The 22019-nt window shown below is 53.8% G+C and carries 23 protein-coding genes and 2 tRNA genes; 13 read left to right on the top strand and 12 right to left on the bottom strand.

The annotated features are described in order from the left end of the window. From EYA77_RS03240 to EYA77_RS03230, 3 genes are all read left to right on the top strand, one after another. A partial coding sequence (locus EYA77_RS03240; RefSeq protein ID WP_167815854.1) for a DUF58 domain-containing protein occupies nucleotides 1–1018 on the top strand: 1018 nt, incomplete at its 5' end. Then, the gene (locus EYA77_RS03235; RefSeq protein WP_042697340.1) at nucleotides 1019–1453 is read left to right on the top strand and encodes a hypothetical protein; all 435 of its coding nucleotides are present in this window, start codon (nucleotides 1019–1021) and stop codon (nucleotides 1451–1453) included. It abuts the gene before it with no gap. Continuing rightward, the gene (locus EYA77_RS03230; protein WP_167815853.1) at nucleotides 1450–2226 is read left to right on the top strand and encodes a hypothetical protein; all 777 of its coding nucleotides are present in this window, start codon (nucleotides 1450–1452) and stop codon (nucleotides 2224–2226) included. The genes EYA77_RS03235 and EYA77_RS03230 overlap by 4 nt, the downstream gene beginning before the upstream one ends. A 126-nt stretch (nucleotides 2227–2352) precedes the next feature. On the opposite strand, the gene EYA77_RS03225 is transcribed toward EYA77_RS03230, so the two are convergent. After that, a tRNA-Arg gene (locus tag EYA77_RS03225) sits at nucleotides 2353–2424 on the bottom strand. A 245-nt stretch (nucleotides 2425–2669) separates the two neighbouring features. Here EYA77_RS03225 and EYA77_RS03220 point away from each other — a divergent pair. Together EYA77_RS03220 and EYA77_RS03215 are read left to right on the top strand one after the other, a co-directional pair. After that, a complete protein-coding gene (locus EYA77_RS03220) occupies nucleotides 2670–2852 on the top strand; it encodes a hypothetical protein (RefSeq protein WP_095642308.1) in 183 nt (60 codons plus the stop codon). 4 nt (nucleotides 2853–2856) lie between these two features. Then, nucleotides 2857–3189, top strand: coding sequence for a hypothetical protein (locus tag EYA77_RS03215; RefSeq protein ID WP_042697344.1), 333 nt, complete (start codon nucleotides 2857–2859; stop codon nucleotides 3187–3189). Nucleotides 3190–3195: 6 nt separating this feature from the next. Here the strand turns inward: EYA77_RS03215 and EYA77_RS03210 are convergent, their stop codons facing one another. Both EYA77_RS03210 and EYA77_RS03205 read right to left on the bottom strand, forming a co-directional pair. After that, on the bottom strand, nucleotides 3196–3879 hold the full coding sequence (locus tag EYA77_RS03210) for a small multi-drug export protein (protein WP_095642306.1): 684 nt from the start codon (nucleotides 3877–3879) through the stop codon (nucleotides 3196–3198). Next, entirely contained in the window at nucleotides 3876–4598 is a 723-nt protein-coding gene (locus EYA77_RS03205) for a small multi-drug export protein (protein WP_167815852.1), read from the bottom strand. The genes EYA77_RS03210 and EYA77_RS03205 overlap by 4 nt, the downstream gene beginning before the upstream one ends. A gap of 150 nt (nucleotides 4599–4748) precedes the next feature. Between EYA77_RS03205 and EYA77_RS03200 the strand changes: the two genes are divergently transcribed. Further along, nucleotides 4749–5474 carry a sugar phosphate isomerase/epimerase family protein gene (locus EYA77_RS03200; RefSeq protein ID WP_167815851.1) on the top strand — a complete coding sequence of 242 codons (726 nt, stop codon included), beginning with the start codon at nucleotides 4749–4751 and terminating at the stop codon, nucleotides 5472–5474. Continuing rightward, nucleotides 5471–6226, top strand: a complete 756-nt coding sequence (locus EYA77_RS03195) for a hypothetical protein (protein WP_042697350.1) — start codon at nucleotides 5471–5473, stop codon at nucleotides 6224–6226. Before EYA77_RS03200 ends, EYA77_RS03195 begins: the two co-directional genes overlap by 4 nt. 7 nt (nucleotides 6227–6233) lie before the next feature. Here the strand turns inward: EYA77_RS03195 and EYA77_RS03190 are convergent, their stop codons facing one another. From EYA77_RS03190 to EYA77_RS03180, 3 genes are read right to left on the bottom strand one after another with little or no spacing between them, the layout of a single operon-like run. Beyond that, the gene (locus EYA77_RS03190) at nucleotides 6234–6557 is read right to left on the bottom strand and encodes a hypothetical protein (protein ID WP_052319922.1); all 324 of its coding nucleotides are present in this window, start codon (nucleotides 6555–6557) and stop codon (nucleotides 6234–6236) included. Between the two features lie 38 nt (nucleotides 6558–6595). Continuing rightward, nucleotides 6596–7015 (bottom strand): DUF5804 family protein, encoded by a 420-nt coding sequence (locus EYA77_RS03185; protein WP_095642302.1) that lies wholly within the window; start codon nucleotides 7013–7015, stop codon nucleotides 6596–6598. Continuing rightward, on the bottom strand, nucleotides 7015–8304 hold the full coding sequence (locus EYA77_RS03180) for a proteasome-activating nucleotidase (RefSeq protein ID WP_167815850.1): 1290 nt from the start codon (nucleotides 8302–8304) through the stop codon (nucleotides 7015–7017). The genes EYA77_RS03185 and EYA77_RS03180 overlap by 1 nt, the downstream gene beginning before the upstream one ends. Before the next feature lie 198 nt (nucleotides 8305–8502). On the opposite strand from EYA77_RS03180, the gene EYA77_RS03175 reads away from it, so the two are divergent. The 3 genes from EYA77_RS03175 (at nucleotide 8503) to EYA77_RS03165 (ending at nucleotide 12319) form a co-directional block, all read left to right on the top strand. After that, nucleotides 8503–10005 (top strand): glutamine synthetase family protein, encoded by a 1503-nt coding sequence (locus EYA77_RS03175; protein WP_042697354.1) that lies wholly within the window; start codon nucleotides 8503–8505, stop codon nucleotides 10003–10005. A 13-nt stretch (nucleotides 10006–10018) separates the two neighbouring features. Then, nucleotides 10019–10495: a hypothetical protein gene (locus tag EYA77_RS03170; RefSeq protein ID WP_042697356.1), complete on the top strand. Its 477-nt coding sequence runs from the start codon at nucleotides 10019–10021 to the stop codon at nucleotides 10493–10495. Between the two features lie 249 nt (nucleotides 10496–10744). Further along, complete coding sequence (locus EYA77_RS03165; protein WP_167815849.1) at nucleotides 10745–12319, top strand: sodium:solute symporter; 1575 nt, start codon at nucleotides 10745–10747, stop codon at nucleotides 12317–12319. A 639-nt stretch (nucleotides 12320–12958) separates the two neighbouring features. On the opposite strand, the gene EYA77_RS03160 is transcribed toward EYA77_RS03165, so the two are convergent. Both EYA77_RS03160 and EYA77_RS03155 read right to left on the bottom strand, forming a co-directional pair. Further along, nucleotides 12959–15022, bottom strand: a complete 2064-nt coding sequence (locus EYA77_RS03160) for an acetate--CoA ligase family protein (RefSeq protein WP_042697362.1) — start codon at nucleotides 15020–15022, stop codon at nucleotides 12959–12961. Nucleotides 15023–15310: 288 nt separating this feature from the next. Beyond that, nucleotides 15311–15706, bottom strand: coding sequence for a hypothetical protein (locus tag EYA77_RS03155; protein WP_155897835.1), 396 nt, complete (start codon nucleotides 15704–15706; stop codon nucleotides 15311–15313). Nucleotides 15707–15835: 129 nt separating this feature from the next. Here EYA77_RS03155 and EYA77_RS03150 point away from each other — a divergent pair, with 129 nt between their 5' ends. Then, on the top strand, nucleotides 15836–16030 hold the full coding sequence (locus EYA77_RS03150; protein ID WP_042697369.1) for a YwbE family protein: 195 nt from the start codon (nucleotides 15836–15838) through the stop codon (nucleotides 16028–16030). Here EYA77_RS03150 and EYA77_RS03145 read toward each other — a convergent pair. From EYA77_RS03145 to EYA77_RS03135, 3 genes are all read right to left on the bottom strand, one after another. Continuing rightward, nucleotides 16024–16881, bottom strand: coding sequence for a DUF89 domain-containing protein (locus EYA77_RS03145; RefSeq protein ID WP_167815848.1), 858 nt, complete (start codon nucleotides 16879–16881; stop codon nucleotides 16024–16026). The two genes, EYA77_RS03150 and EYA77_RS03145, sit on opposite strands and share 7 nt — an antisense overlap. A gap of 21 nt (nucleotides 16882–16902) precedes the next feature. Then, a tRNA-Pro gene (locus tag EYA77_RS03140) sits at nucleotides 16903–16975 on the bottom strand. Nucleotides 16976–17047: 72 nt separating this feature from the next. Further along, nucleotides 17048–18460, bottom strand: coding sequence for a DHA2 family efflux MFS transporter permease subunit (locus EYA77_RS03135; RefSeq protein ID WP_167815847.1), 1413 nt, complete (start codon nucleotides 18458–18460; stop codon nucleotides 17048–17050). Nucleotides 18461–18628: 168 nt separating this feature from the next. On the opposite strand from EYA77_RS03135, the gene EYA77_RS03130 reads away from it, so the two are divergent. Both EYA77_RS03130 and feoB read left to right on the top strand, forming a co-directional pair. Next, nucleotides 18629–18874 carry a FeoA family protein gene (locus tag EYA77_RS03130; RefSeq protein WP_167815846.1) on the top strand — a complete coding sequence of 82 codons (246 nt, stop codon included), beginning with the start codon at nucleotides 18629–18631 and terminating at the stop codon, nucleotides 18872–18874. Beyond that, nucleotides 18871–20820, top strand: coding sequence for a ferrous iron transport protein B (feoB, locus tag EYA77_RS03125; protein ID WP_167815845.1), 1950 nt, complete (start codon nucleotides 18871–18873; stop codon nucleotides 20818–20820). Before EYA77_RS03130 ends, feoB begins: the two co-directional genes overlap by 4 nt. A 471-nt stretch (nucleotides 20821–21291) precedes the next feature. Here the strand turns inward: feoB and EYA77_RS03120 are convergent, their stop codons facing one another. After that, on the bottom strand, nucleotides 21292–21972 hold the full coding sequence (locus EYA77_RS03120) for a phosphoribosylaminoimidazolesuccinocarboxamide synthase (RefSeq protein WP_042697388.1): 681 nt from the start codon (nucleotides 21970–21972) through the stop codon (nucleotides 21292–21294). Nucleotides 21973–22019 lie beyond the last annotated feature (47 nt).

The raw sequence follows: 22019 nt of genomic DNA, 5'->3' as shown, positions 1-22019 counted from the left end.
CGTGACCGGCCGCCTGACCGCCTCGTTCGATGACGTTCTGCCGCCGGGAGCGCTCCTTGTCTCAGGCTCGCCGGCATTCACCGCCGGCCGGGCATCCTACAGGTTCAGACTCCCGGTGATCGGCTCCTCCTATTTTCAGGGTGTCAGGGCAACCTGCCGGGATCAGTTTTTCACGCAGACCCTGTTGATCGCACGCGGCGCAGAGCTGCCGAAGCTTACGATGTATCCAACCGGCATTACAGCCACTCACTATGCCGTCGGTCATGGATCGGGGTGGAGCGCCGTGGAGTTTGACTGGCCTGCTCTCATTTCCGGCTATGACACCCGGGCCCTTCGTCCCTACGCCGACGGAGACAGTCTGCGTGATATCGACTGGAAACTCTCCGGAAAACACCAGGAGCTCTACGTCAGGCTGAAGATGGATGCATCCGGGGGTCTGCCGGCTCTGATCCTCGATCTGCCCCAGGGCGGTGTTTCTGAGGAGCTGCGCCTGCATTTTGCGGAAACCGCTGTCGGTGCTCTTGAAAGCCTCAACATCGGGGAAAATTTCCCGGTAGTCTTCTTCAAAGGAGCAGCTGATCCTGAGATCATCAGCTCCGGGAAGACCAGTGTGATCCTGGAAAAACTCAAAGAGACGGAAAACACCACCACCGGCGAACATCTCTTCCGCCTGCGTCACCCGTCTTCCCTTGTCAGGGAGACGATGATCACTTCAAGGGATCCGACCAAAACCGAACTGAGGGTCCGCGAGATCATGCGGGAGTGTGCCGGCCGCAAGCCTACTGATTTCGAATCGAAGATGGGCAGTATCTCTGCAGAAATGGCAAAGCAGACGCATATCACCTATGTGACCGCCGCACTTGGAGATCTGAGCCATATGACTTATCTGATCAATGAAACGAAAAGACATCAGCGGCATGCGACGGTGTTCGTCGCCGGCGCCGCAGGAACGCCGCGGGAAACGAAGGTCAGAACTGCGTTCACCCTCGCCGGAGCAGATGTCGTGGAGATGGTCTGAATGGATCTGCGGATCCCTGCATTCATCACGGCAGTCATCGCCGTCGCCGGCGCCTCAAATGACCAGAGGATCATCGCCGGCATTATCGGTGCGGCCTTTGTTTTCTGCACCTTCATCACCCTTCCGCAAAACCAGCGCGTCCTGCTGTTGTCGGCAGCGGGGTTCCCGCTCGTTTTCACCGCAGGCATGCCGGTTTTTACCGGCCTGTTACTCATCAGCGTCATGATAACGGTCCTCACTGCAGCCGGAGTGAAAACGGACACAAAGATCCTTCTTGCGGCTGCAGGAACAGGAGTCGCGGGCGGCATCTTTTCCATGCAGCTTTCGGTCGTTCTTCCTGTCCTGGCCGCCGGGATCTTTACTCTCGCTGTCCTCTATGTGATCTTCGTTCGAGCCTATCGTCTGAAAAAAGAAGTTGAGGGAACAAATACATGAAACTTAAAGCATCACTGATCTCATCAGTCTACTTCGCGCCGGCCGTACTGTTTCTCGCAGCGGTCCTGACCTTTACTGTCTATATCTTTACCAACCGCGCTGATATGACCAGCGCTCTGCTGCTCCTTGCAGGATTTATGCTGTTTATTACCGGCATCCTTCTGCTGACCCTCGCCGACCGCCGGCCGCTTCCGGTCAAACTGACCGAAATGCTGCCGGTCGCCGGATCCCTTGATCTTGCCACGGTCTTTGCCGATCTCGGCGTGACGAGCAGCACGATCCACCGCCATCTCCCTTCGGATGAGTGCATCCAGATCAATCCGGTCACGGGAGGCAGTATCCCCGTGATCCTGACCGATCTGACGTTTGTTTCCACCGAGAACTGGAACGGGGTACAGTATCGTGCGCTTGGCAGTCCTCTCCTTTCTCAGCTGAAACGCGAGGATAATCTGATCATACCCGCAGGCAGCATCGACAGGATCGGAACCTGTATCAGCGAGGTGATGAACGATACCCTTTCGCTGGCAGAAAAGGTGACGGTCAAAACTACCGATACATCCGTCGTCATAATTCTGGAGGAGTTTGCGATGAAGAAGACCTGCGCCGCTCTGCAGGCACAGTCGCCAAAGTGCTGTACAATGGTCGGCTGCCCGGTCTGTTCGCTGATGGCCTCTATCCTTGCCGAGGGTTCGGGCCGCGATGTGGAAAGCATCAGCGCCGTTCTCGACGGATCCGCGCTGACCGTCTCCTTTGCACTGCATTCTGCGAAGTGACGACAGACAGACAAAATCTTTTTTTTAAATTCTTTTTTGGAGTCGGCTGCCGTAAATAGCGGCAGATAACAGTAACATAAAACTCAGAAAAAATGGACGCTGCCGGTTCAACAAAACCGGCTGATACGTCCCGGCGGGGACTTGAACCCCGGTCAAAAGCTCCGCAGGCTTCTAGGATATCCTCTACCCTACCGGGACTTGTGTTTACACACTAAGTGCTCTACTAGATAGCCTCTTGAATGATATAAAGCCACCGTTTTCATCGGCAGGATTTGCTCTGCCGCGGGAAAGAACTGCAGACTTTTTTCCCCGCAGGACCGCTTACGGCAGGGTGCTGACCGGAAAACCGCCCCGGAGCGCATAACTCCCGTATCGGGTGCAGGCTTTTTCTCCCGCAAAACGCCCCGTTCTTTTCATATAAAAGAAGGGACATATGTGTATCCATGACACAGGAACCAGCCCCGGTCAATCACCCGCGACTAATCTGCACAGCCATCGGTCTCGCCATGGGAATTGCCGTATTTGTTTTATCCCTCATGCATAAGATCCAGCCCGAGTCCGCGATCCTTATGCTCTCCCTCGGCGTTTCCCTCTACGGCGCAGCTCTCCTCCTCTTCAACAAATAGGATCATGAAGCCCCTCATCCCGGCGCTTGGCGCCGCACTTATCTTGACCGGCCTTGTCTATTACCTCCTCCCGCCGATGTTCCTTCAGGCAGGAGGGCCTGCATGGTTCCTTCTCTTGGCAGTGAACCCCCTCACCTGCCTTTTCTGCGGCATCGTTTTTGGACTTCTCTGCGGCATCAAAAAATCAGCCATCCTTCTGCCGATCCTTGCCGGCGCCGGATTCATCCCCGCCATGTATCTCTTCTACAATGACTCGGCGCTCGTCTATCTCGCCTTCTATGTCATCACCTCGGTCATGGGGATCGGGATCGGCTGGATCCTCTATCTGAAAAAATAGGATACTTCACTCTTTTTTCGGAAACCTGCGGGCGGTAAACTTCTGCCAGAAGATATAGATCAGAATAATACCTGCTATTACGCCCGCGACCGCCCCTACTGCGTATACCGGCTCCACAAACCAGAGATCGATGATCGCCCTTGCGCCAAACGCCATCGTCAGTGTGGCAAGGATACTGCCGAAGAACACGATCGGCAGAATGATCTTCGGATGGATCGAAAGCAGCCTTCCGATGATCGAAGTGTCGATCGCGCTGGAACCCATAAACGGGGTGAACATAAAGATCAGCAGACCCCCTACGGAAAGGCCTTTGATCCAGGGTTTTCTCTGAAGAAGATTATTTGTTTTTCCGGTGAAAAACAGCAGTATCTGGCCGAGAAGCGGGATCTTGAGCAGCAGATCGAAGTTGAACGAAACAAGTACCGCCAGAGTCATGTCGATCATCACGATCCCGATCAAAACCAGCCACCAGGGAAAACCAAATCCCATCATGACCGGGATGATACTCTCTTTTCCGGCGCCGGGCGCCATGTAGAGAGCAAAAAGAGAGACGCCGAGAATGAACATTTCAGTCGGCAGATAGGCAAACAGCCAGACGACGAAAACGGCCAGAAGCCCAAACATCCCAAAGGTCATTGCGGCCCTGATCTTCAGCGGCGGTTTATAATAAGGAAAGATCTCCTCGGTCATACTCCGTCCTTACGGTAGAATTTTTTCGTGAATCTGCTCCAGACATACGCTATCGCCAGGATTAGAGCAAGGATGATCACCGCCGCGGCAATACCCAGAAGCGGATTGATGTGCCACAGCTGGATCACCGACGACGCTCCCAGAGCGACCGTAAGCGTGGAGAGCACGCTTCCGATGATCACGAGTCCCAGGCTGGCTGCCGGTTTATAGTCGAGAAGCCGCCCAATCACCGAACAGGTGATCGACCCTGAACCCTGGAGAGGGATGTACATAAACAGCAGGAGACCTGCACTTGCCAGCTGCTCCACCCATGGCTTGGTTCGCAGGACCTTGTCAGCAGTTCGTACGACCCACCGAATCCACCGTCCGATAAGCGGGACCCTGAGCAGAAGATCGAAGTTCAGTGAAACGAACGTCGCCGTGACGATATCCATCCCGACAACCCCGAGAAAGATGACCCATACCGGATAGCCGAGAGCGAGGGCGAGGGGGATGATCGTCTCCTTGCCAAACGGCGGCACAAGATAGGCGCCCATCAGACCTATAAGCCCGAGATACTCGGGACTTGGCGGCATACTGAACACGCCTGTCTCTGGAGGAAACACGAACCAGAACACACCGAGGAGAACGAGATAGACCAGGATCGGGGCGACCAGATAGAAAAAACGCAAAAGGATGCGGTATATCAGCTCCTTTCCGGTCCGCCCGTCTGTATTCATGCCTATGTGTTTGTGCGTGGATGATAAAGAGTTGGCGGGTGCCTTTTTGGATCTCCGATAGGATGCGGGCGCAAGGTCCGGCGTAAAACCATTCTGACTCCGGCTATGTGTGCGAATCATTTTTTGTGCGGGCAGGCAATATGTATTCATATGGACTACTCGATTTCGACGCACTGCCTTCACTCAGACCCCCTGGACACCGTGCTGGATACTCTCGCACCCCATACGGATCACGTCGAGATCATGGACGACGGCCCCCACTTCCTCACCGGCGCCGAACTCCTTCACTCATACTCATATACCTACAGTATCCATGCTCCCTCCCGCGGCGTGAACCTCGCGTCTGTCCTGGAACCGATCCGGCGGGCCGCCGTGGAGGTCATCCATGACACCTTTTCGATCGCCGCCGAAGTAGGCGCTCCCGTCGTCATCCACCCGGGATACATCGCATGGGAGTATGAACGCGAACTCGCCGGCAGAAACCTCCGCGCCTCCCTCGCCCAGATCCGCTCGGACGCCGCCGAGTTCGGGGTCACCTACTTCATTGAAAACATGGGGAACTGGGGGTATTTTTACCTCAAGACCCCTGACGACATCGGGCTTTTGGACGGCGCTCTGTTCTGTCTGGACGTTGGACACGCCAACGAGTGCGGCAACCTGCCGGCATTTCTCGAGGTCCCCTTCTCGCATGTCCATCTCCACGACAATGACGGAAAACACGACAGCCACTCAGCCGTCGGCGAAGGCTGCATCGACTTTGACGCTGTTATGAACAAAGTCCGGGAAAACGGCATCCGAAATCCTGTGATCGAGACAGGCACTCTTGAGGGGGCACTCCTGAGTCTTGCACTCCTCAGGGAAAAGGGGTATAAATGAAACCCATCAGACTCACCTGGGAGGCGCGTCTCGCGATTCTTCTTATCGCGATCTCGATCTGCGTGTACGCGGTAAAATTCCTCTTCTTCGGAGATAATGGAGAAAGCAACACCTTATCATACATTTTTAACAGTCTGGGCTTTCTGCCGATCAACATCCTGATCGTTACGCTGATCATCAACCGTCTGTTAACGATGCGGACGAAACGTGAACAGCAGGAAAAGACCCGTATGGTGATCGGCCTCTTCTTCTCCGAGATGGGTGACGCCCTCCTGCGAAAGATGGTCCAATGGGACAAAGCTCCGGAAAAACTGCGCGAAAGCATGCAGGTGACAAAAACCTGGAGCAAAACCGACTACGCTCTGGCGAAACGCCATGCGTCGCTCTTCTGCACCCAGACCCATCCGACCCATAAAGACCTTATCGCGATCAGAGATCTGTTCATGCAGAAGCATGATTTTCTGCTTCGTCTGATCGAAAATCCCGTGCTGCTTGAACAAAACAGCGTCTCCAAACTCCTGCAGGATCTCTTCCACCTGGGTGAAGAACTCGCCTGCCGCACCGATATCCTCTGCGTGCCCGCCTCCGATCTGGCCCACCTCACAGGCGACGTCAACCGGGTATACTGCCAGCTCACTGCCGCATGGCTCGACCACATGGAGTATCTGAGCAGAAACTACCCCTATCTTCTCTCCCTCTCTTTGAGGAAAAGTCCGTTCCTTGTAGAGGATCAGGTGGTTGTCACCGAATAAAAAAAATTTATTTCTTAAAAAAACCGCGGTGCGCGGGTCTGGCCGCCGCCGCATCTTTCTGCAGATTCAGCAGATGATGCATCACCCGCACCTCTTTTTTCAGCTCATCGATGTTTCGGACCAGCATATCGATATTCTTCTGCATCCGTGCCGTCTCTTTAAAGCTCCTCTCCCGCGGCGGCGCGACGATCCCTGCCTGTTCGGCCTGCACAAGGCCGCCTTCGATCAGACGGAGCAGGGCCTCGTTTCTCTCCAGCTCCTGTTTCTTTGCAAAAATATCCACCCGCTCTGCAAGCTCAGGATCCAGAGTAAAAGAAAGATGAAGTGCCATACTGTTACTACTCCATTAGTATTTCGACGGATTATATCTTATGGATGTTCCCGCGCCAGACCCCAGACGCGAAATGTCTGAACGACTCCGTCGGGAACCGGCACGCCGTCGGGCAGCCTCGCTGAGGTCCCGTCATTCAAAATCACGACCCGAAACGAGATATTCCAGCCGTCGATCAAAGCCGCCGATCTGGTTTCATACACCTCGCGTGCCAGATCGCGGGTCAGATAGACGGCATGCTCCGTATCTTCAAAGAGCACCTCCCTCATATAACGCATGATATACCAGCGCAGCTCGCTTGTGAGGGACAGACCGCTCGACACGGTCGCCACCTCGAGCGTTACGCCCCAGGGCATCTCTTTTGGATGGTAGAACCGGAGGATGTGCCGGCTCGTCTCGGAGTCCGAGAGGGTCCGGTACAGATCGATTCCTGCTTTGCCAATACAGACCAGACGCATCAGATATACATTATATCCCGGCGCTCATCATCCTTGTCCTGATGCTTGACCTTCCGGATAGCCTGCATAAAGTTCGTGCTGGTGATCAGATCATCATTGTTTCTGATGGCAAGCATACCTGCCTCGCGGCAGATCGCTTCGATCTCGGCTCCGGTCAGTCCGTCGCTCATACGAACCAGTTCATCGTAATCGACGCAGGAGACAGAGCCTGCCGCCTCCATCATCTTCATGTGGACCTTGAAGATCTGCATTCTTGCTTCGCTGTCGGGCGCGGGGATCTTGATCAGGCGGTCGAATCTTCCCGGGCGGAGGAGAGCGGCGTCCAGCATATCAGGGCGGTTGGTGGCCGCCATGATCCGGATGTTTCCGCGGTTGTTGAACCCGTCCATCTCGGCAAGAAGCTGCATGAGGGTCCGCTGGACCTCGGCTGAGCCGGATGTTCCGTCGTTGGTCCGCATACTTCCGACCGCGTCGATCTCGTCGATGAAGACCACGACGCCGTTGTTCTTTTCTGCAAGATCACGTGCCATCTCAAAGAGGTCGCGGACGAGCTGGGCGCCTTCGCCGATGTACTTGTGGACAAGTTCGGACCCGGCCATTCTCAGGAACGGAACGCCTGCATTATTTGCCACCGCTTTGGCGATCAGCGTCTTGCCGGTTCCCGGCGGCCCGTAGAGAAGCACGCCTTTGGGCGGGACGACGCCGAACTTCTCGAAGGATTCGGGCCTTGTCAGAGGATATTCGACCGCTTCACGGACTTCGGTGATCTCATTTTTCAGGCCGCCGATGTCGGCGAAGGTGATCGTCGGCTTTTCTTCCAGTTCCATCACGCGGACCCTCTCGTCGATGGTGTTTCCAAGGATCTTGACGACCGAAAGCGTGTTGTTGACCGCAACTTTGGTCCCTGCCTTGACTTCGGCATAAAGCACGGGGTTTGCCTGGGTCACATACTCCTGATTGTTGCCGAGCTGACGAAGATACAGCTCATTCTCGTCGAGTTTCTCCAAAACGACCGCAACAAACAAGGGCAGACGTTTCAGCTGGGCATTCTCCTTTTTCAGCTGGGCATTGTCCATCCGGATCTTGTTGTTTTCCTGTCTGAGTGAATCGTTCTCGGTTTTTGTTGTTTTGATTATTTTATGGAGAGAATCGTTCTCTTTTTTCAGGAAGTGTGCTTCTTCGCGTACCTTGGCGTATTGGTCATTGAGATCCCCGAAGTCAAGGGCATCCGGGGAGAAAGGGGACTCGCGCGTGCGGGCAGTATTGGGAGTTGTTATCTCGTCTTCCATATAGTGTAGATACGTTTAGAGTTCGTGATTTAAATTCTATCGCATCTGAGCACTTACCGTGAGAGGGCGGTCAGACCGGTGCGGCCGCGATATTTATCATGACGTATCCATATCCGTCCCGCAGGCTCCCCGTGTCCGGTGAAGGCGCCGCAAAAAACCTATTCGACTTAATACAAAAAACACCAACATAATAATACTATGAACGATGCAGAGGTCCTGATGAACCCCAACGACTTAGTACAGTATCTGAAAAAAAGTCCAGAATACTTTACAAAAGACGATATACTCCGTTTCTGTGAAGAAAATGATGTCAAAATGGTCAACTTCCGTTACGTTGCCTGCGACGGAAAACTGAAGACCCTGAACTTTGCGATCTCTTCCAAAGAGTATCTCGACACCATCCTCTCTGACGGCGAACGCGTCGACGGAAGCAATCTTTTCTCCTTCATCGACGCAGCAAGCTCTGACCTCTATGTCGTTCCGCGGTACAGCACCGCGTTCATGGACCCCTTCTCCGAGGTCCCGACCTTAAACATCCTCTGTTCCTACTATGACAGCACCGGGCGTCCCCTCAATTCATCCCCGGAGTATATCCTTCGTCAGGCCGAAACCGCATTCAAAAAACACACCGGCATGGAGTTCAAGTGTCTTGGAGAACTCGAATACTATGTCATCTGTGAAGAAGAGGCGCTCTATCCGGGACGCGATCAGAAAGGCTACCATGAATCAGGTCCCTTCTGTAAATTCGAAGCAATGCGCACCGAAGCAATGCTTATGCTTTCCCGTGCAGGCGGCCAGATCAAATACGGACACTCCGAAGTCGGCAGTTTCACCAAAGACGGCTACTATTATGAGCAGCATGAGATCGAGTTCCTGCCGACAAGCCCGGTGTTTGCCGTCGAACAGATCATCATCGCCAAATGGATCCTCCGCATGCTCGGCGCCCAGTACGGCGTAGAAGTCTCCTTCGCTCCGAAGATCACCGTCGGTAAAGCAGGTTCCGGCCTCCACTTCCACATGCTTGCCGAAAAGAACGGCAAAAACGTCATGATCAAAGACGGCGTGCTTTCCGACACCGCCAAACGCATGATCGTCGGTATCCTTGACGTTGGCGATGCGGTCACCGCGTTTGGAAACACCATCCCCACCTCCTACCTCAGACTTGTTCCGCACCAGGAAGCGCCGACCTACATCTGCTGGGGTGACCGGAACCGTTCCGTCGTCGTTCGCGTCCCTCTCGGCTGGACAGGTTCCACCGACATGGCGGCCGAAGCAAACTTCGGTCTCAAACGCAAAGCCGACAAACTCTCCAAACAGACCTTCGAATACCGTGTAGCCGACGGTTCGGCCGATATCTACGAAACCGTCGCCTGCCTCATCTGCGGCGCTATCCACGGACTCGGCATGAACGGCGCTCTTACCAAAGCAGATGAACTCTACGCTTCTGGCAACATCTTCAACGAGGAGTACAAATCGTTCCTCAAGACCCTGCGTCAGCTGCCGACCTGCTGTTCCGAGTCTGCCGACATCCTTATCGCCAAACGCAAGATATTTGAACGCGATGAGATCTTCCCGGCAGGCGTTCTCGAAGCGCAGGCTGCAAAGCTGAAGGCATTCAATGATCAGGGTCTCTCCGACCGGATCCTCGGCGACGCAAAAGCCTTCTCGGAACTTGTGGAAAAGTTCATCCACGTCGCCTGAACAATAATATCATATGGGATTATTAGGCAACATCGAACGTGCTCTGGGCGTCTGGTATCCGGATAAGGACACGGAACCAGACGACGGCAACCCCTTGGTAGCTCTGGCGTTTCGCGAGTATGTGATCAAACGGCTTGGCAGCGGCTGGACGGCGACCGGCCGCGAAGAACGGCAATCAGGGGAGCCGGATCTTCTTGCTCTGAGAGATGCGGACGAGGTCCGTTTTGATCTGGTCACCTGTTACCGGAGCAGGATGTTTGTCGGTGAGGACGGCGAAGCCTATCTGCCGTGGACGACGCAGGAGATCTTCGACAAATATCTTGCCTATGCAAAAGCCGAGGGAAATCCCTTCTACGTTGTCTTCGGTCTCCACGGATTTGCCGATGTCCCAAAGTTTCTCTTCGTCCTTCCTTTGGAAAAGGCCGTGACCGATCTGAAAAAAAGTGTTCTTCAGCAGTATGAGATCCCGGCAGACCGGGACCTGTTCTGATCTGCGCGGTTTTCCGGCACTGACCCCGGCGGGGTGCCGATCTCCCTGTTTTTTCGCATTTTCCCTGTTTTCACTCAGTGACCTGCTGACCTGAACCGAACGTGTTATATGTCAACACGTGTCATACTAATGATATGATATTAGGATTACCCGATATTACGGTTTTCGCTGTTGGCGGAGCCATTTTATTGTGCATAATCCTCCTACTGATCTGGGGATTCACGTTCCCTGAGGAGAAGGAGGAGTGATATGGCACTTGCCGGAGAAAGCACACTTATCACGCTTGTACTCATCGCTGTGTACTTTGTAGTTTTACTTGGTATCGGCGTGTGGGCCTCGAAGAAGATCAAAAGCTCTGAAGATTATATGCTTGCGGGCAGAAGTCTCGGGTTCTGGCTGTTTACCCTGCTGATCGTCTGTTCGATCTGCAGCGGCATGACGCTTGTCGGAACCAGCGGGTTCGGTTTTGCGTCAGGCTGGCCGGGCATCTGGGAGCAGATATTCGTCCCCCTGTCAGCAGCATTCTGTATCATCTTCTTTGGGTCCAAACTCAATAAGATCGGAAGAAAAAACGGGTGTATGACCGTTGTGGATTATTTTTCACTCAGATATGAAAACACCCGGGAACTGCGCGCTCTTTCGGCTCTTGCCAGCATCGCCGTTTCTCTGGTTTATCTCGTCGGGCAGTACACCGCCATCAGTATCGTTTTGATCTGGGTGTTCGGTCTGGAACACTGGCAGGCTCTCCTGATAGCCGGAGTCATCATCACCGCATACACGGTCATCGGAGGTCTTTACGCCGTTTCATGGACCGGACTTGTCCAGGGTCTGATCCTTATCTTCGGTGTCATCCTGGTTGCCCCCTTTATCCTCACCTACGCGGGCGGTCTCGAGCATATTAACACGGTTCTCGCAACGATCGACCCGAACCTGGTCATGCCGTGGTTCCCGTCGGGAAGTACTGCGGCGTATGCATACTGCACGCCTGAATATCTGTTCTCGTTTGGCGTGCTGCTGATAGTAGGTCTCGCCTGCGCCCCGCATGTTCTTTCGAATGTGTTTGCCGCACGAAAAACGTCCTACTTCAAGTGGGCGCCGATCGTAGCATTCCTGATCTATCTCGTGATCATGCTGCTCGTGAAGCTCTGCGGCATGGCGGTCAGGTCGATGCAGGTAGACGGACTCCTCGCGGGTGTTGTGCCGGAAGGGGGCAAGGTCGCGGACTTTGCGCTCATGTACGGTATCCAGGCGGCAAGCCCGAGTATCCTGATCACCGGGCTTTTTGCCGTGATTGTACTCTCGGCAGTCATGTCGACGACTGACCGCCTTATGCTGACGGTCGGAACGACCTTCTCCTGGGATATCTTCAAGACCATGCTTCGGCCGAAAGCAAGCGAACGTCAGGTCGTTCTTGTGAGTCAGATCTGCGTTCTTCTTGCCGCAGTCATCTCGCTGATCCTTGCGATCAACCCGCCGGAGATGCTCGCCTTCCTGATCTGGCTCGGTATCGGTCTGATGCTTTCTGCATTTGCCGTCCCGATGATCGCCGGTCTTTACTGGAGACGGGCGACCGCAGCGGGCGCTATTTCCAGTATGCTGATCGGTCTGATCACCTGTCTCGCGTTCGGCGCTTACTACAACTTCGTGGAGAAACTGCCGATGCACTTCTCGATCTATTCGCTGGCCTGTTCGATCGCCGCGATGGTCATCTTCAGTCTGATTACGAAGAAGAACTCCGAGAAGGCGCTTGATCTGACCTACACAGGCATGTACCTTCACCCGAAGGATAAGCCAAACTCATTGACCGAAGAGTCAAAAGAGTAACTTCTTTTTTTTACGCGAACGATTCGCCGATTGCGGACTTTTGCCTTTGCTGAAATATTTTCTATGCTGCCAACGACTTCGTTGACAATTTCACTGAGATGGGGTGGCTGAAAACGTGTGTGGCCCTCGAAAATAAGATATCTCACCGCGGGCCGCTCCGCGCCGAAGTCGCGGCCCCGCACCCCGAGATCAGAAAAAAATTGGGAAATGCGAGATCTATTTTGAAAAGTATATTTCTTGGATCACACAAAAAGAGAACTTGCTTAAAAAAACGGCATGAAAGCCAACGAAGCGAAACGGAGAGTAAATTTCAGATTTGCGAGCAGTTTTTCCGATAGCATTGTTCTAAGAACCAAAGCCTCATGAGACGTTTCGCAAGCTTAGAGTTCGTGGTGTTTTTAATATACAATCGTGAGCCAGTTACTTTTTTAATCCCGGGGTGCGGGAGGGGACTGGCCAAGGGAGCGAAAGCGACGTGAGCCTTGAGCAAATCTTTGATTTGCGATCCGGCGTGGAGCCCGACGCGGTGGAAATATCTTGTATTTCAAATCACTCGCTTTGACTAGAGTAAGTTATCAAACCACAGAAAAAATGCATACGAAAAAAGAAAAAAATGAGAGGCAGACCAGACCGTGCAGATCAGCGATCCGCAGTCCAGCTCAGGTGTCCGAGGGCACGGTAGGTGAACTCCAGCTCCTCGAAGACCAGGATATTGTTCTTCTTCAAAAGATCGACACCCGGCTTTAAGCAGTCTCCTCCAACGAAGGTTCCGACAAGGAGATTATCCGTGCGTTTCGAGTTGTCGATCAGGATCTGGGCGACCCGGTCTGGGGCCAGGACTTTGTTCGGGAAGTTGACGAGGATCGCCATATCCCAAAGATCCTCGTTCTTGCACAGAACATCGAAGACCCCTCTGAAACGTGCCTCCGTGGCATCGCCTAAGAGATCGATCGGGTTGTTCTTGTTCCAGAACGGCGGGAGGAAACTGTTCAGCTCATCGAGCACGTGCTTTGGCAGATCGATGATCTCGATACCCCAGGTCTCAGCGTAATCGTTGGAGAGAACGGCAAATCCTCCTGCATTGGTGATAACGACCGCACGGCGGCCGGTGAGCGGCTTTTTCAGATTTCCAAGGGCCTTGGCGACCTGGAATGCGCCCGGAAGCGTCTTGACCGGAACAACGCCGCACTTTCTGAACGCCTCCATGTAGACCTCAAACGATCCTGAAAGGGAACCGGTATGCGAAGCTGCGGCAGCCTGACCTCTCTTGGAGGAACCTGCTTTGATGGCAACGATCGGCTTTGTCTGGGTGATCTCCTTTGCCATTTCCATGAATGCCACGCCGTTTTTGATCTCCTCAACGTAGAGGATGATCGATTTGGTGTGCGGGTCGCGGGCAGCATAACTCATATAGTCAAGGAAGTCCAGATCACACTGATTGCCGACCGAAACGACCTCTGAGTACCCCATCTCGGAGCCTTCCGACAGGGAGATTCCTACGACTGCGTTGACGATAGCTCCCGACTGGGAGATGAACGCGATGTCGCCCGGCAGGGGCGAGGTGGAAACATACGTCGTATCAAGTTTGTAGGGTGGCAGGATCAGACCAAGACAGTTCGGACCGACGATCCTGATACCGTAGTTCTTGGCGATCTCGACCATCCGGTTTTCAAGGGCGCGTCCGTCCTCGTCCATCTCCTTGAATCCTGCGGTGATAACGACCGCCATCTTCACGCCTTTCTGGCCGCACTCACTCATGATCGCCGGAACCAGCTGAGCGGGAACGGTGATAACGACCATATCCACGTGGCCGGGGATAGCTGAGAGGGTCGGGTAGCATTTGACACCCTGGATCTCGTCGCGTTTGTTGTTCACCGGGTAGACTTTGCCGGGGAACTGAAGGATATTGCGGAATACTGCATAGCCCATCTTGGTCGGATCATCGGATGCTCCGATAACTGCCACGCTTCTTGGCTTGTAGTAGTCGAGCGGCACGATCTTGTTTGGATCATAATGTGCCGGCAGTTCGACCGGACCATCCTGAACGATGACGCGTGCATCGACTGCGCAGCCGCCCTTTTCGTAGAGCCGGAGAGGATTGATATCGAACTCGACAACATTATCGTTTTTCTCGAAGAATGCGCAGGCGTTCTTCAGCGTCTGGAACAGGAACTCCTCGTCGAGCGGAGCCTGGCCGCGGTATCCTCTGATAAGGGTATATGCTTTGATCTGGTGGATGAGGGTCCTGATATCCTCGTCGTCGCAGGGTAAGAGCCGGATCCCGACATCTTTATAGAACTCGACCAACGTGCCGCCAAGACCGAAGGTAAGGACACGGCCGAATGCCGGGTCGATCTTTCCGCCGATGATCAGCTCGAGACCGGGTTTTGCCATCTCTTCGACGATGACTCCTTTGATCTCTGCCGAGGCATCATAGGCTTTTGCCGAAGTTACGATTTTATTGAATGCCTCTTTTGCCTCAGCATCCGTCTTGATCCCGACGATCACTCCGCCCGCATCGCTTTTGTGGATGATCTGGGGGGAGACGATCTTCATTACTACGGGATAACCGATTTTTGTTGCGGCTTTTGCAGCATCGTCTTGTGTCTGGACGATCTCAAAGGCCGGAGCAGGTACATTAAACTGACGCAGAAGGTCATATCCATCCGCTTCAGAGAGCATTTTGGTAGCTTTGACTGACATGTCGGTACTCCAGTAGGTATCTCGTTCGCAGGAGTCATCTCCCGCGAATCCGAATTATACATTATTTATCATGTAGATTTGATATATACTCTGTGGTTTGAGATAATTATTCTGTGATCGCCTGTGCCGTATTTCAACGTTTGTCGAAGGTGCGCGCACATTCCGACGACACACTTTTTGAAAAATACCGGGATATCCTGCGGATCAAAAGTTGCAAATGATGCGGTTTGGCTTTTCAACGATTTTGCAGTGCTGATTCGGTAAAAAAAGATGAAGGGATTTTGAGGTTTAATAACCCGTGTTTTCGGGTTCTGTCTTTTCATACTCTGCTTCGACCGGATCCAAAACGGGTTGTTCGGCCGCGTCGCACCGTGCGGTCTGTTCCTCGGCAAACCGGCTGCGGTAAGCTGCAAAAGCATCCGCACACTCAGAGGAAGAGTAAAAGTCTTTCAGAAGCTTTTCTTCTGCCAGCTCGGCGAGCAGTTCATCGTTCGAGACCTCGATTGCGGCCTGTTCGGTCAGATAGGTGCTCAGGGATCGGCAGTAGTCGATCAGACTCTCAGCGGCCTTTTTCTCTTTCTTGAGCTGTTTTAAGGCTTTCTTCGCCGATTTCGTCTTTTTGGAAAGCTCTCTGGAGGCTTCCCTGCTTGCTTTTTTCTTGTCTTTATCTTTGTTTGATGCCATACTTGTGACTCCTCCGATAAACATCAATTAGGAGTTTCTCTATTAATAGTGTTTGGATGGAGTATGGCAGTGACAGATCCAAAAGCATACGATGCTTTGTAGCTCCGCGTCCAACGGGTATGCAGAAGTATGAAAAACGGAAATCTGCGCAGTAATATTCATCCGGGGGATGCGGTGGCGATAATTCTAAAAAAAGATCAGGGAACGGGGGCTTTGACGTTTGGGCGGGTCGCAGATATTCTGACCAACTCCCCCAATCATCCTCACGGGATCAAAGTCAGGCTCACCGACGGGTCGGTCGGCCGCGTACAGGAGATCTACTGACGCCGGAGAATAGCGATCATCCCGCCTTTTTTTGCGCCGACGTCCCTGCCGACCGCGTCGCATTTTACCATCAGCAGATAAGCGACCGGCGGTCGGAGGGTATACTCGGTCAGACTCTCGTAATTGGCAAGACCCTTTGCTATGATCAGGGTTGCCTGATCGACCGCGTCACGGACTTCAGGCGGGAAGTGCGGGGGATGTGCGCCAAGCTGCGCCCCGCCACCCGAATGGAATACGGCGTCTGCGGCATCTTCGAGACGGATATCTGCCGCTTCTTTCACCGTCACGTCGTTGAGCATCGGTTTATCCTTCACGACAATAGTCACGTGTGAGCCGTTCTTTCGCAGTTCTTCGCAGAACATTTTGTCGAAGATGACCTCGCCGCAGTTGTCGGTGAAGTAGACCACACGGTCAGCCAGCTGGAAAAACTCCTCCGAGTCGTCGAGCGCCAGATCCTTTGCAAGCATTTTTTCGAAGAATGCGACAAGATCTGCCGAGATCTCGTGCCCGGTCACACCGTAATCGATGGTGTTCCCGATGATCGCGGCGGTCATGTAGTCATGCAGGGTGGAAAGTTTCGGACGGACGGCCGAGGCCACACGGATCGCGGCGGCGTTGTCCTCTTTTTTCATAGCAGCATACGGATCGTCTGAACCGATCGCGGCATAACAGGTCCGGTGGACCTCGCCAGCTGCGATCGTTATCCCGGTGTCATGGTCGATAAACCGGTCATACACTTCCGTGCATCTGGCCATGACCCTGGCCAAAATCTCCTCGTCATTCGTTACTATCTGTGATTGTGAACGGACTTTTGTCAGCAGACAAGTCCTGCATTCAGGTGCTAACTTCATAAAAATACTCCAAAACAGGTATGGGGCCGCCGCGATTTGAACGCGAGTCAGAAGACCCCCAGTCTCCTAGGATTCCAGGCTACCCTACGGCCCCTTGCTCCACTAATATTGGCTGTCATCTCTTTATTAAGTTGCGGTTTTGCCGGCTGGAAAAATCCCGGATTCTCTATTTGTCACGTGCCGGATCTTTCACGACCGCCGAGAAGATCAGCGCCGCGGCTCCGATCAGGATACCGACCGCATTCGTGATATGGAATCCGTACATGAAGGTCGCGTAATCCAGATCGGCAAATGAAACGACGCTGCCCGCCGCAGAGGTCATAGCGGTGAAAACCGCGGCATACAGCGCGATCCCGACCACACAGCCGAAGTAGAGGGTCGTGATCATCAGTGAGGAACCGGTCCCTTCTTCGCCTTTCGGCATCTGCTCGACGATCCGGCTGGAGGCCGCCCCCCCGCCGATACCCCAGACGAGACCCATCAGGACCAGACTGCCGACTAAGGGGATCAGACCCCATTCAGGGACGATGAACGCATAGATCAGGTTCGTTGCGGCCAGCACGCCGAACGCGGCGATAACAAACCCGCGCCTTCCGGTCATATCCGACCAGTGACCAAGAGGGATACTTAAGAGAGCAGTGACCGCGGCAGGGATGAAGAGAAGGAGACCGCTCGCTGCCGGATCGAAGTTCATCCCGGCCGATAAATAAAACGGCAGAAGATAGAAAAAGCCGGCACTGGTGATCTGAGCAATCAGAAACGCCGTCACCACGAATGTCAGCGGCCGCTTTTTGAAGACGCGGATGTTGAGGATCGGATGACTGCTCCTCAGTTCGGCTGCACAGAAGAGGACGAGCGAGACAAGAGAGACGCACAGTGCACCGATGATCAGCGGGTCGAAAAGACCCAGATGCGGCAGACGCTCCAGCGCAAACACGCCTGAGACCATCAGACAGAAGAGAGCGAACGCGCCGGTGAAATCGAAGGGGGAACGATCCGGGACCGTAGCACGCGGGATTATTTTGAGGGCAAACAGGACGGCAAATATCCCTATCGGGATGTTGATGAAGAAGATCCAGTGCCAGGAGAGGAAATGGGTGATGATGCCGCCGATCGCGGGACCGATCGCAAACCCGATGGAGCTTGCGGCGGTGAGAACACCCATCGAGACCCCGAGCATCTTTGCCGGAAGATACTTGACGCAGATCATCGGCGTGGAGGCTGCGATCATCGAGGCCCCGACCCCCTGGAAGACCCGTGAGATGATGAGGAGCGTGAGGTCGGGGGACAGCCCGCAAACGACTGAGCCAAGCGTGAACAGAATGAAGCCCGCGATGAAGAGGATCTTTACGTACCCGCGGTCCGCAAGTTTTCCAAAGATGAGAATGAGACCGGCGAGCGTCAGGAGATAGGCGACGCTGACCCAGGAGATCGTGCCGGTATCGGCCCCGAACTCCGCGGCGATCACCGGGAGGGCGATGTTGACGACCGAACCGTCAAGTGCGTCCATGAAGACCGCGATGCCGACGGCTATGAGGAGCAGTTTCTGACGGAACGGGTCTAGAATGATCGCGGTCATAGAGCAGTACTAGGTTGATCTGTGGAGATATAAAGCCCTCCAAAGGCCATGGATACCGCGCATATTTTCGGTTTTCTGCCTGATTTGCCGTAATTTTTCCGGCCTGCAGAATGAGCCCAAAACTCCTTCGGCTCCCGGATATACGTGCCGAAGAAGAGAATAATTTGTATGCAAAATGAATCAGTTCGGTTATGCGATATTCCGACAGGAAAATCCGCATCGGTCCTTGGATTTATCGATGGAACAAATCTCGGCTTCCAGAGCAGGCTTCTCGAACTCGGACTTACCCGCGGCTGCTGCGTGCGGGTAACCGGCGTCGCCCCGTTTGGAGACCCTATGATGATATCGGTCAGAGGATGTCAGCTTGCCATACGAAAAGATGATGCCGCAGATATCTGCGTGGCCGCCGTATGAAAAAGATCACCGTAGCATTGGCCGGCAACCCGAACTGCGGGAAGACGACGCTTTTCAATAACCTCACCGGGATGCGTCACCATGTGGGAAACTGGCCGGGAAAGACCGTCACGGTCGAAAAGAAAGAGGGGAAGATCATCTATGACGATACGATACTCGAGATCGTGGATCTGCCGGGAACCTATAGTCTGAGCGGAAGATCTCTCGAAGAAGAGATCGCAGTCAACTATCTTCTGAACGAAAAACCGGACGTTGTTGTCAACATCGCGGACGCGGCACATCTGGAGAGAAATCTGTATGTCACCCTTCAGCTGATCGAGCTTGGCGTTCCCCTCGTCCTTGCATTAAATATGAATAGATATGCCGATGCCGAAGGGCTCGTGATCGATACCAAGCATCTTTCAAAGATGCTCGGTGTCCCGGTCGTCCAAATCGAAGCGATCGACGAGACCGGAAAGGACGGTCTGATCAAGGCGATCCTTTCACGGCCTGCCCCCTCCACGATGGGCACCAGGTATGATCACGAACTTGAGGAACACATTCGTGAAGTGACCGCGATCACCGGGTCACGCTGGTCTGCGATCCAGGCGCTGATCCACGGATCAGAAGAGCCGGAGATCGAATCGGTCAGGACCCACCTTGCAGGAATCTACGGCGTTTCGCCGGGAGAGGTGTTTGCGGATCAGAGATACGGGTTCATCGCCGGCATTCTGCACGAATCCGTAGATCATATGGAAGCTGGCGGCAAAAATCAGTCCGAGCGGATCGACAGGATCGTGACCAGCAGATGGTTGGGGTTCCCGATCTTTCTGGCCGTGATGTATCTGATCTTCCAGATCGTGTTCACCGTCGGCGCTCCAATCATGGATCTGATCGATGAAGGGTTCGGACTGCTTGCGGGTTTTGCCTCGGCAGGTCTTGCCGGAATCGCCGCTCCCGACTGGGTCGCCTCGCTGATCTGCGACGGAGTCATCGGCGGGGTCGGGTCGGTAGTCGTCTTCCTGCCGAATATATTCCTGCTGTTCCTGCTTCTTGCGATCCTCGAGGACTCCGGATATCTCGCAAGAGTTGCCGTGATCATGGACCGTGTCATGCATAAACTCGGTCTGCATGGAAAATCCTTTATCCCGATGATCCTCGGATTCGGGTGCAGTGTGCCGGCTATCATGGCGGCCCGGACGCTGGAGACGAAACGCGAACGGTTTCTGACTATCCTGATCACGCCGTTTATGTCGTGCGGAGCGAGGCTGCCCGTATACCTGCTGCTTGTCGGGATCTTCTTTGCCGGCTGGTCTCAGGGACTGGTGATGTTTTCTTTGTATCTGCTGGGGATCCTGGTTGCGCTGATCTGCGGGATCCTGCTGAGGAAGACGCTCTTTCAGGGGGAGTCGTCGGCGTTCGTTCTGGAGATGCCGCCTTACCGTCTCCCGACGGTGAAAGGCGTGCTGATCCATGCGGGGGAGCGTTCATGGGAGTTTCTGCGTAAAGCAGGGGTGATCATCTTCCCTGCGGTTCTGCTGATGTGGCTGCTCGCTTCTCTGCCGTTCGGTGTTGAGTATGCCTCGTCGGAATCGCTGATGGGTATTGCCGGGTCAACGATCGCGCCGATCTTTGCACCGCTCGGTTTCGGTTTTGCCGAGGCCGCGATCGCGATCCTGATGGGTCTTGTCGCAAAGGAGGTGGTTGTCGGGGCATTCGGGACACTCTACGGCGTAGGAGAGGAAGGTCTTGCCGATGTGCTGATGAATGTGTTCACGCCGCTTTCGGCCTACTCGTTCATGGTGTTCATTCTGCTCTACATGCCCTGTCTTGCGGCGATGTTCACGATCCGGCAGGAGACCCGGTCGTGGGGGATGACGGGGCTTGCGGCGTTTGGGATGTGTGCGGTCGCCTGGGTCGTGTCCTTCGTCGTGTATCAGGGAGGTGTTCTTCTTGGTTTTGCCTGAAGGGTTCTGGATGATCCTTTTTCTTTTTATCGCGGCAGGGATCGTTTTTCTGTTTCTGCGGGCGGTGAAGAGGAATCTGCGGGGCGAAGCATGCGGCTGCGGGGGAACGTCATGTAAAAACTGCAGTTCGTGTAAGAAGAATCGAAGATAGGAGGATTATTCGGGGTTGGTGTGGGTCCAATTCGGGAAGGGTACGGTTTGGTGCGGAAGCATGAATATATTTAACCGCGAATAAGCCCTAGCGGGCAAAGCCCGCTTGAGGCGGCACGCAAGCCTTTGGCTTGCACGCATCAGCCGGAGCAGAGCGCCCGAACGCAAGAAAAATGCGATTCGCGAGGATTCGCGGTTGGTTTCTCTCTTATGTCTGCACTAATACCTTACACGAAATCGACGTACATCTCATAATGACTTCAGTTTATCTCGGTCGAAATCACAACCCCGCGTAAGTTCTATGAGAAAAAAAGAGGGTGGTTACTCGTTGAGAACCATTTTCGTCAGATCCAGCGGTAAGATGTACTCGCCGTTTCTGTAAGCACGCATGTTTCCGCCGGAGATCTCATCGATCAAAACGACCTGATCACCGATCTTACCGAACTCGAACTTAATGTCATAGAGATCGATGTTCTTGGTTGCAAGCTCTTCCTTCATGATGGTGGCAATCTTCTGAGTCAGGATCTTGAGATTCTCATAATCCTGTGCGGACATGATCCCCAGGATCTCCAGCGCATCTTTGGTTACAGGCGGGTCTTCGCGTGCATCATCTTTGAACGTCGTTTCGACAAATGCCGGCAGAGGAGCTGCCTCTTCCACATAGTCTCCGTAGCGGCGGTAGAAGCTGCCTACTGCGCGGAATCTGCAGATGACTTCCAGACCCTTGCCGAATGTCTTGGCGGGTTTTACGGTCATCGTTACATTCTCGATGTCTGCACTGATGAAATGGGTGGGGACTCCTTTTGCGTTCAGGATCTCCATAAAATACTGTGTCAATCTAAGACCTGCACGTCCGGCACCTTCAATAGTTAGGCCGACTGTGTTCATCCCAGGATCGAATACGCCATCGGCGCCAGTACAGTCATCCTTAAATTTCAGCAGATAGTTCCCATCGTCAAGTGAGAATACATCTTTTGTTTTGCCGGTGTATACCAATTTCATGGTACTTATATGTTGGAACTAACCACGTATAATATTGATGCTACATG

The organism is Methanocorpusculum sp. GPch4, assembly GCF_012062385.1.
In the GTDB taxonomy this organism is placed as follows: domain Archaea; phylum Halobacteriota; class Methanomicrobia; order Methanomicrobiales; family Methanocorpusculaceae; genus Methanocorpusculum; species Methanocorpusculum parvum.
Note: the sequence above shows the minus strand (reverse complement) of the source record. Positions and strands in the feature narration are given on the sequence as shown.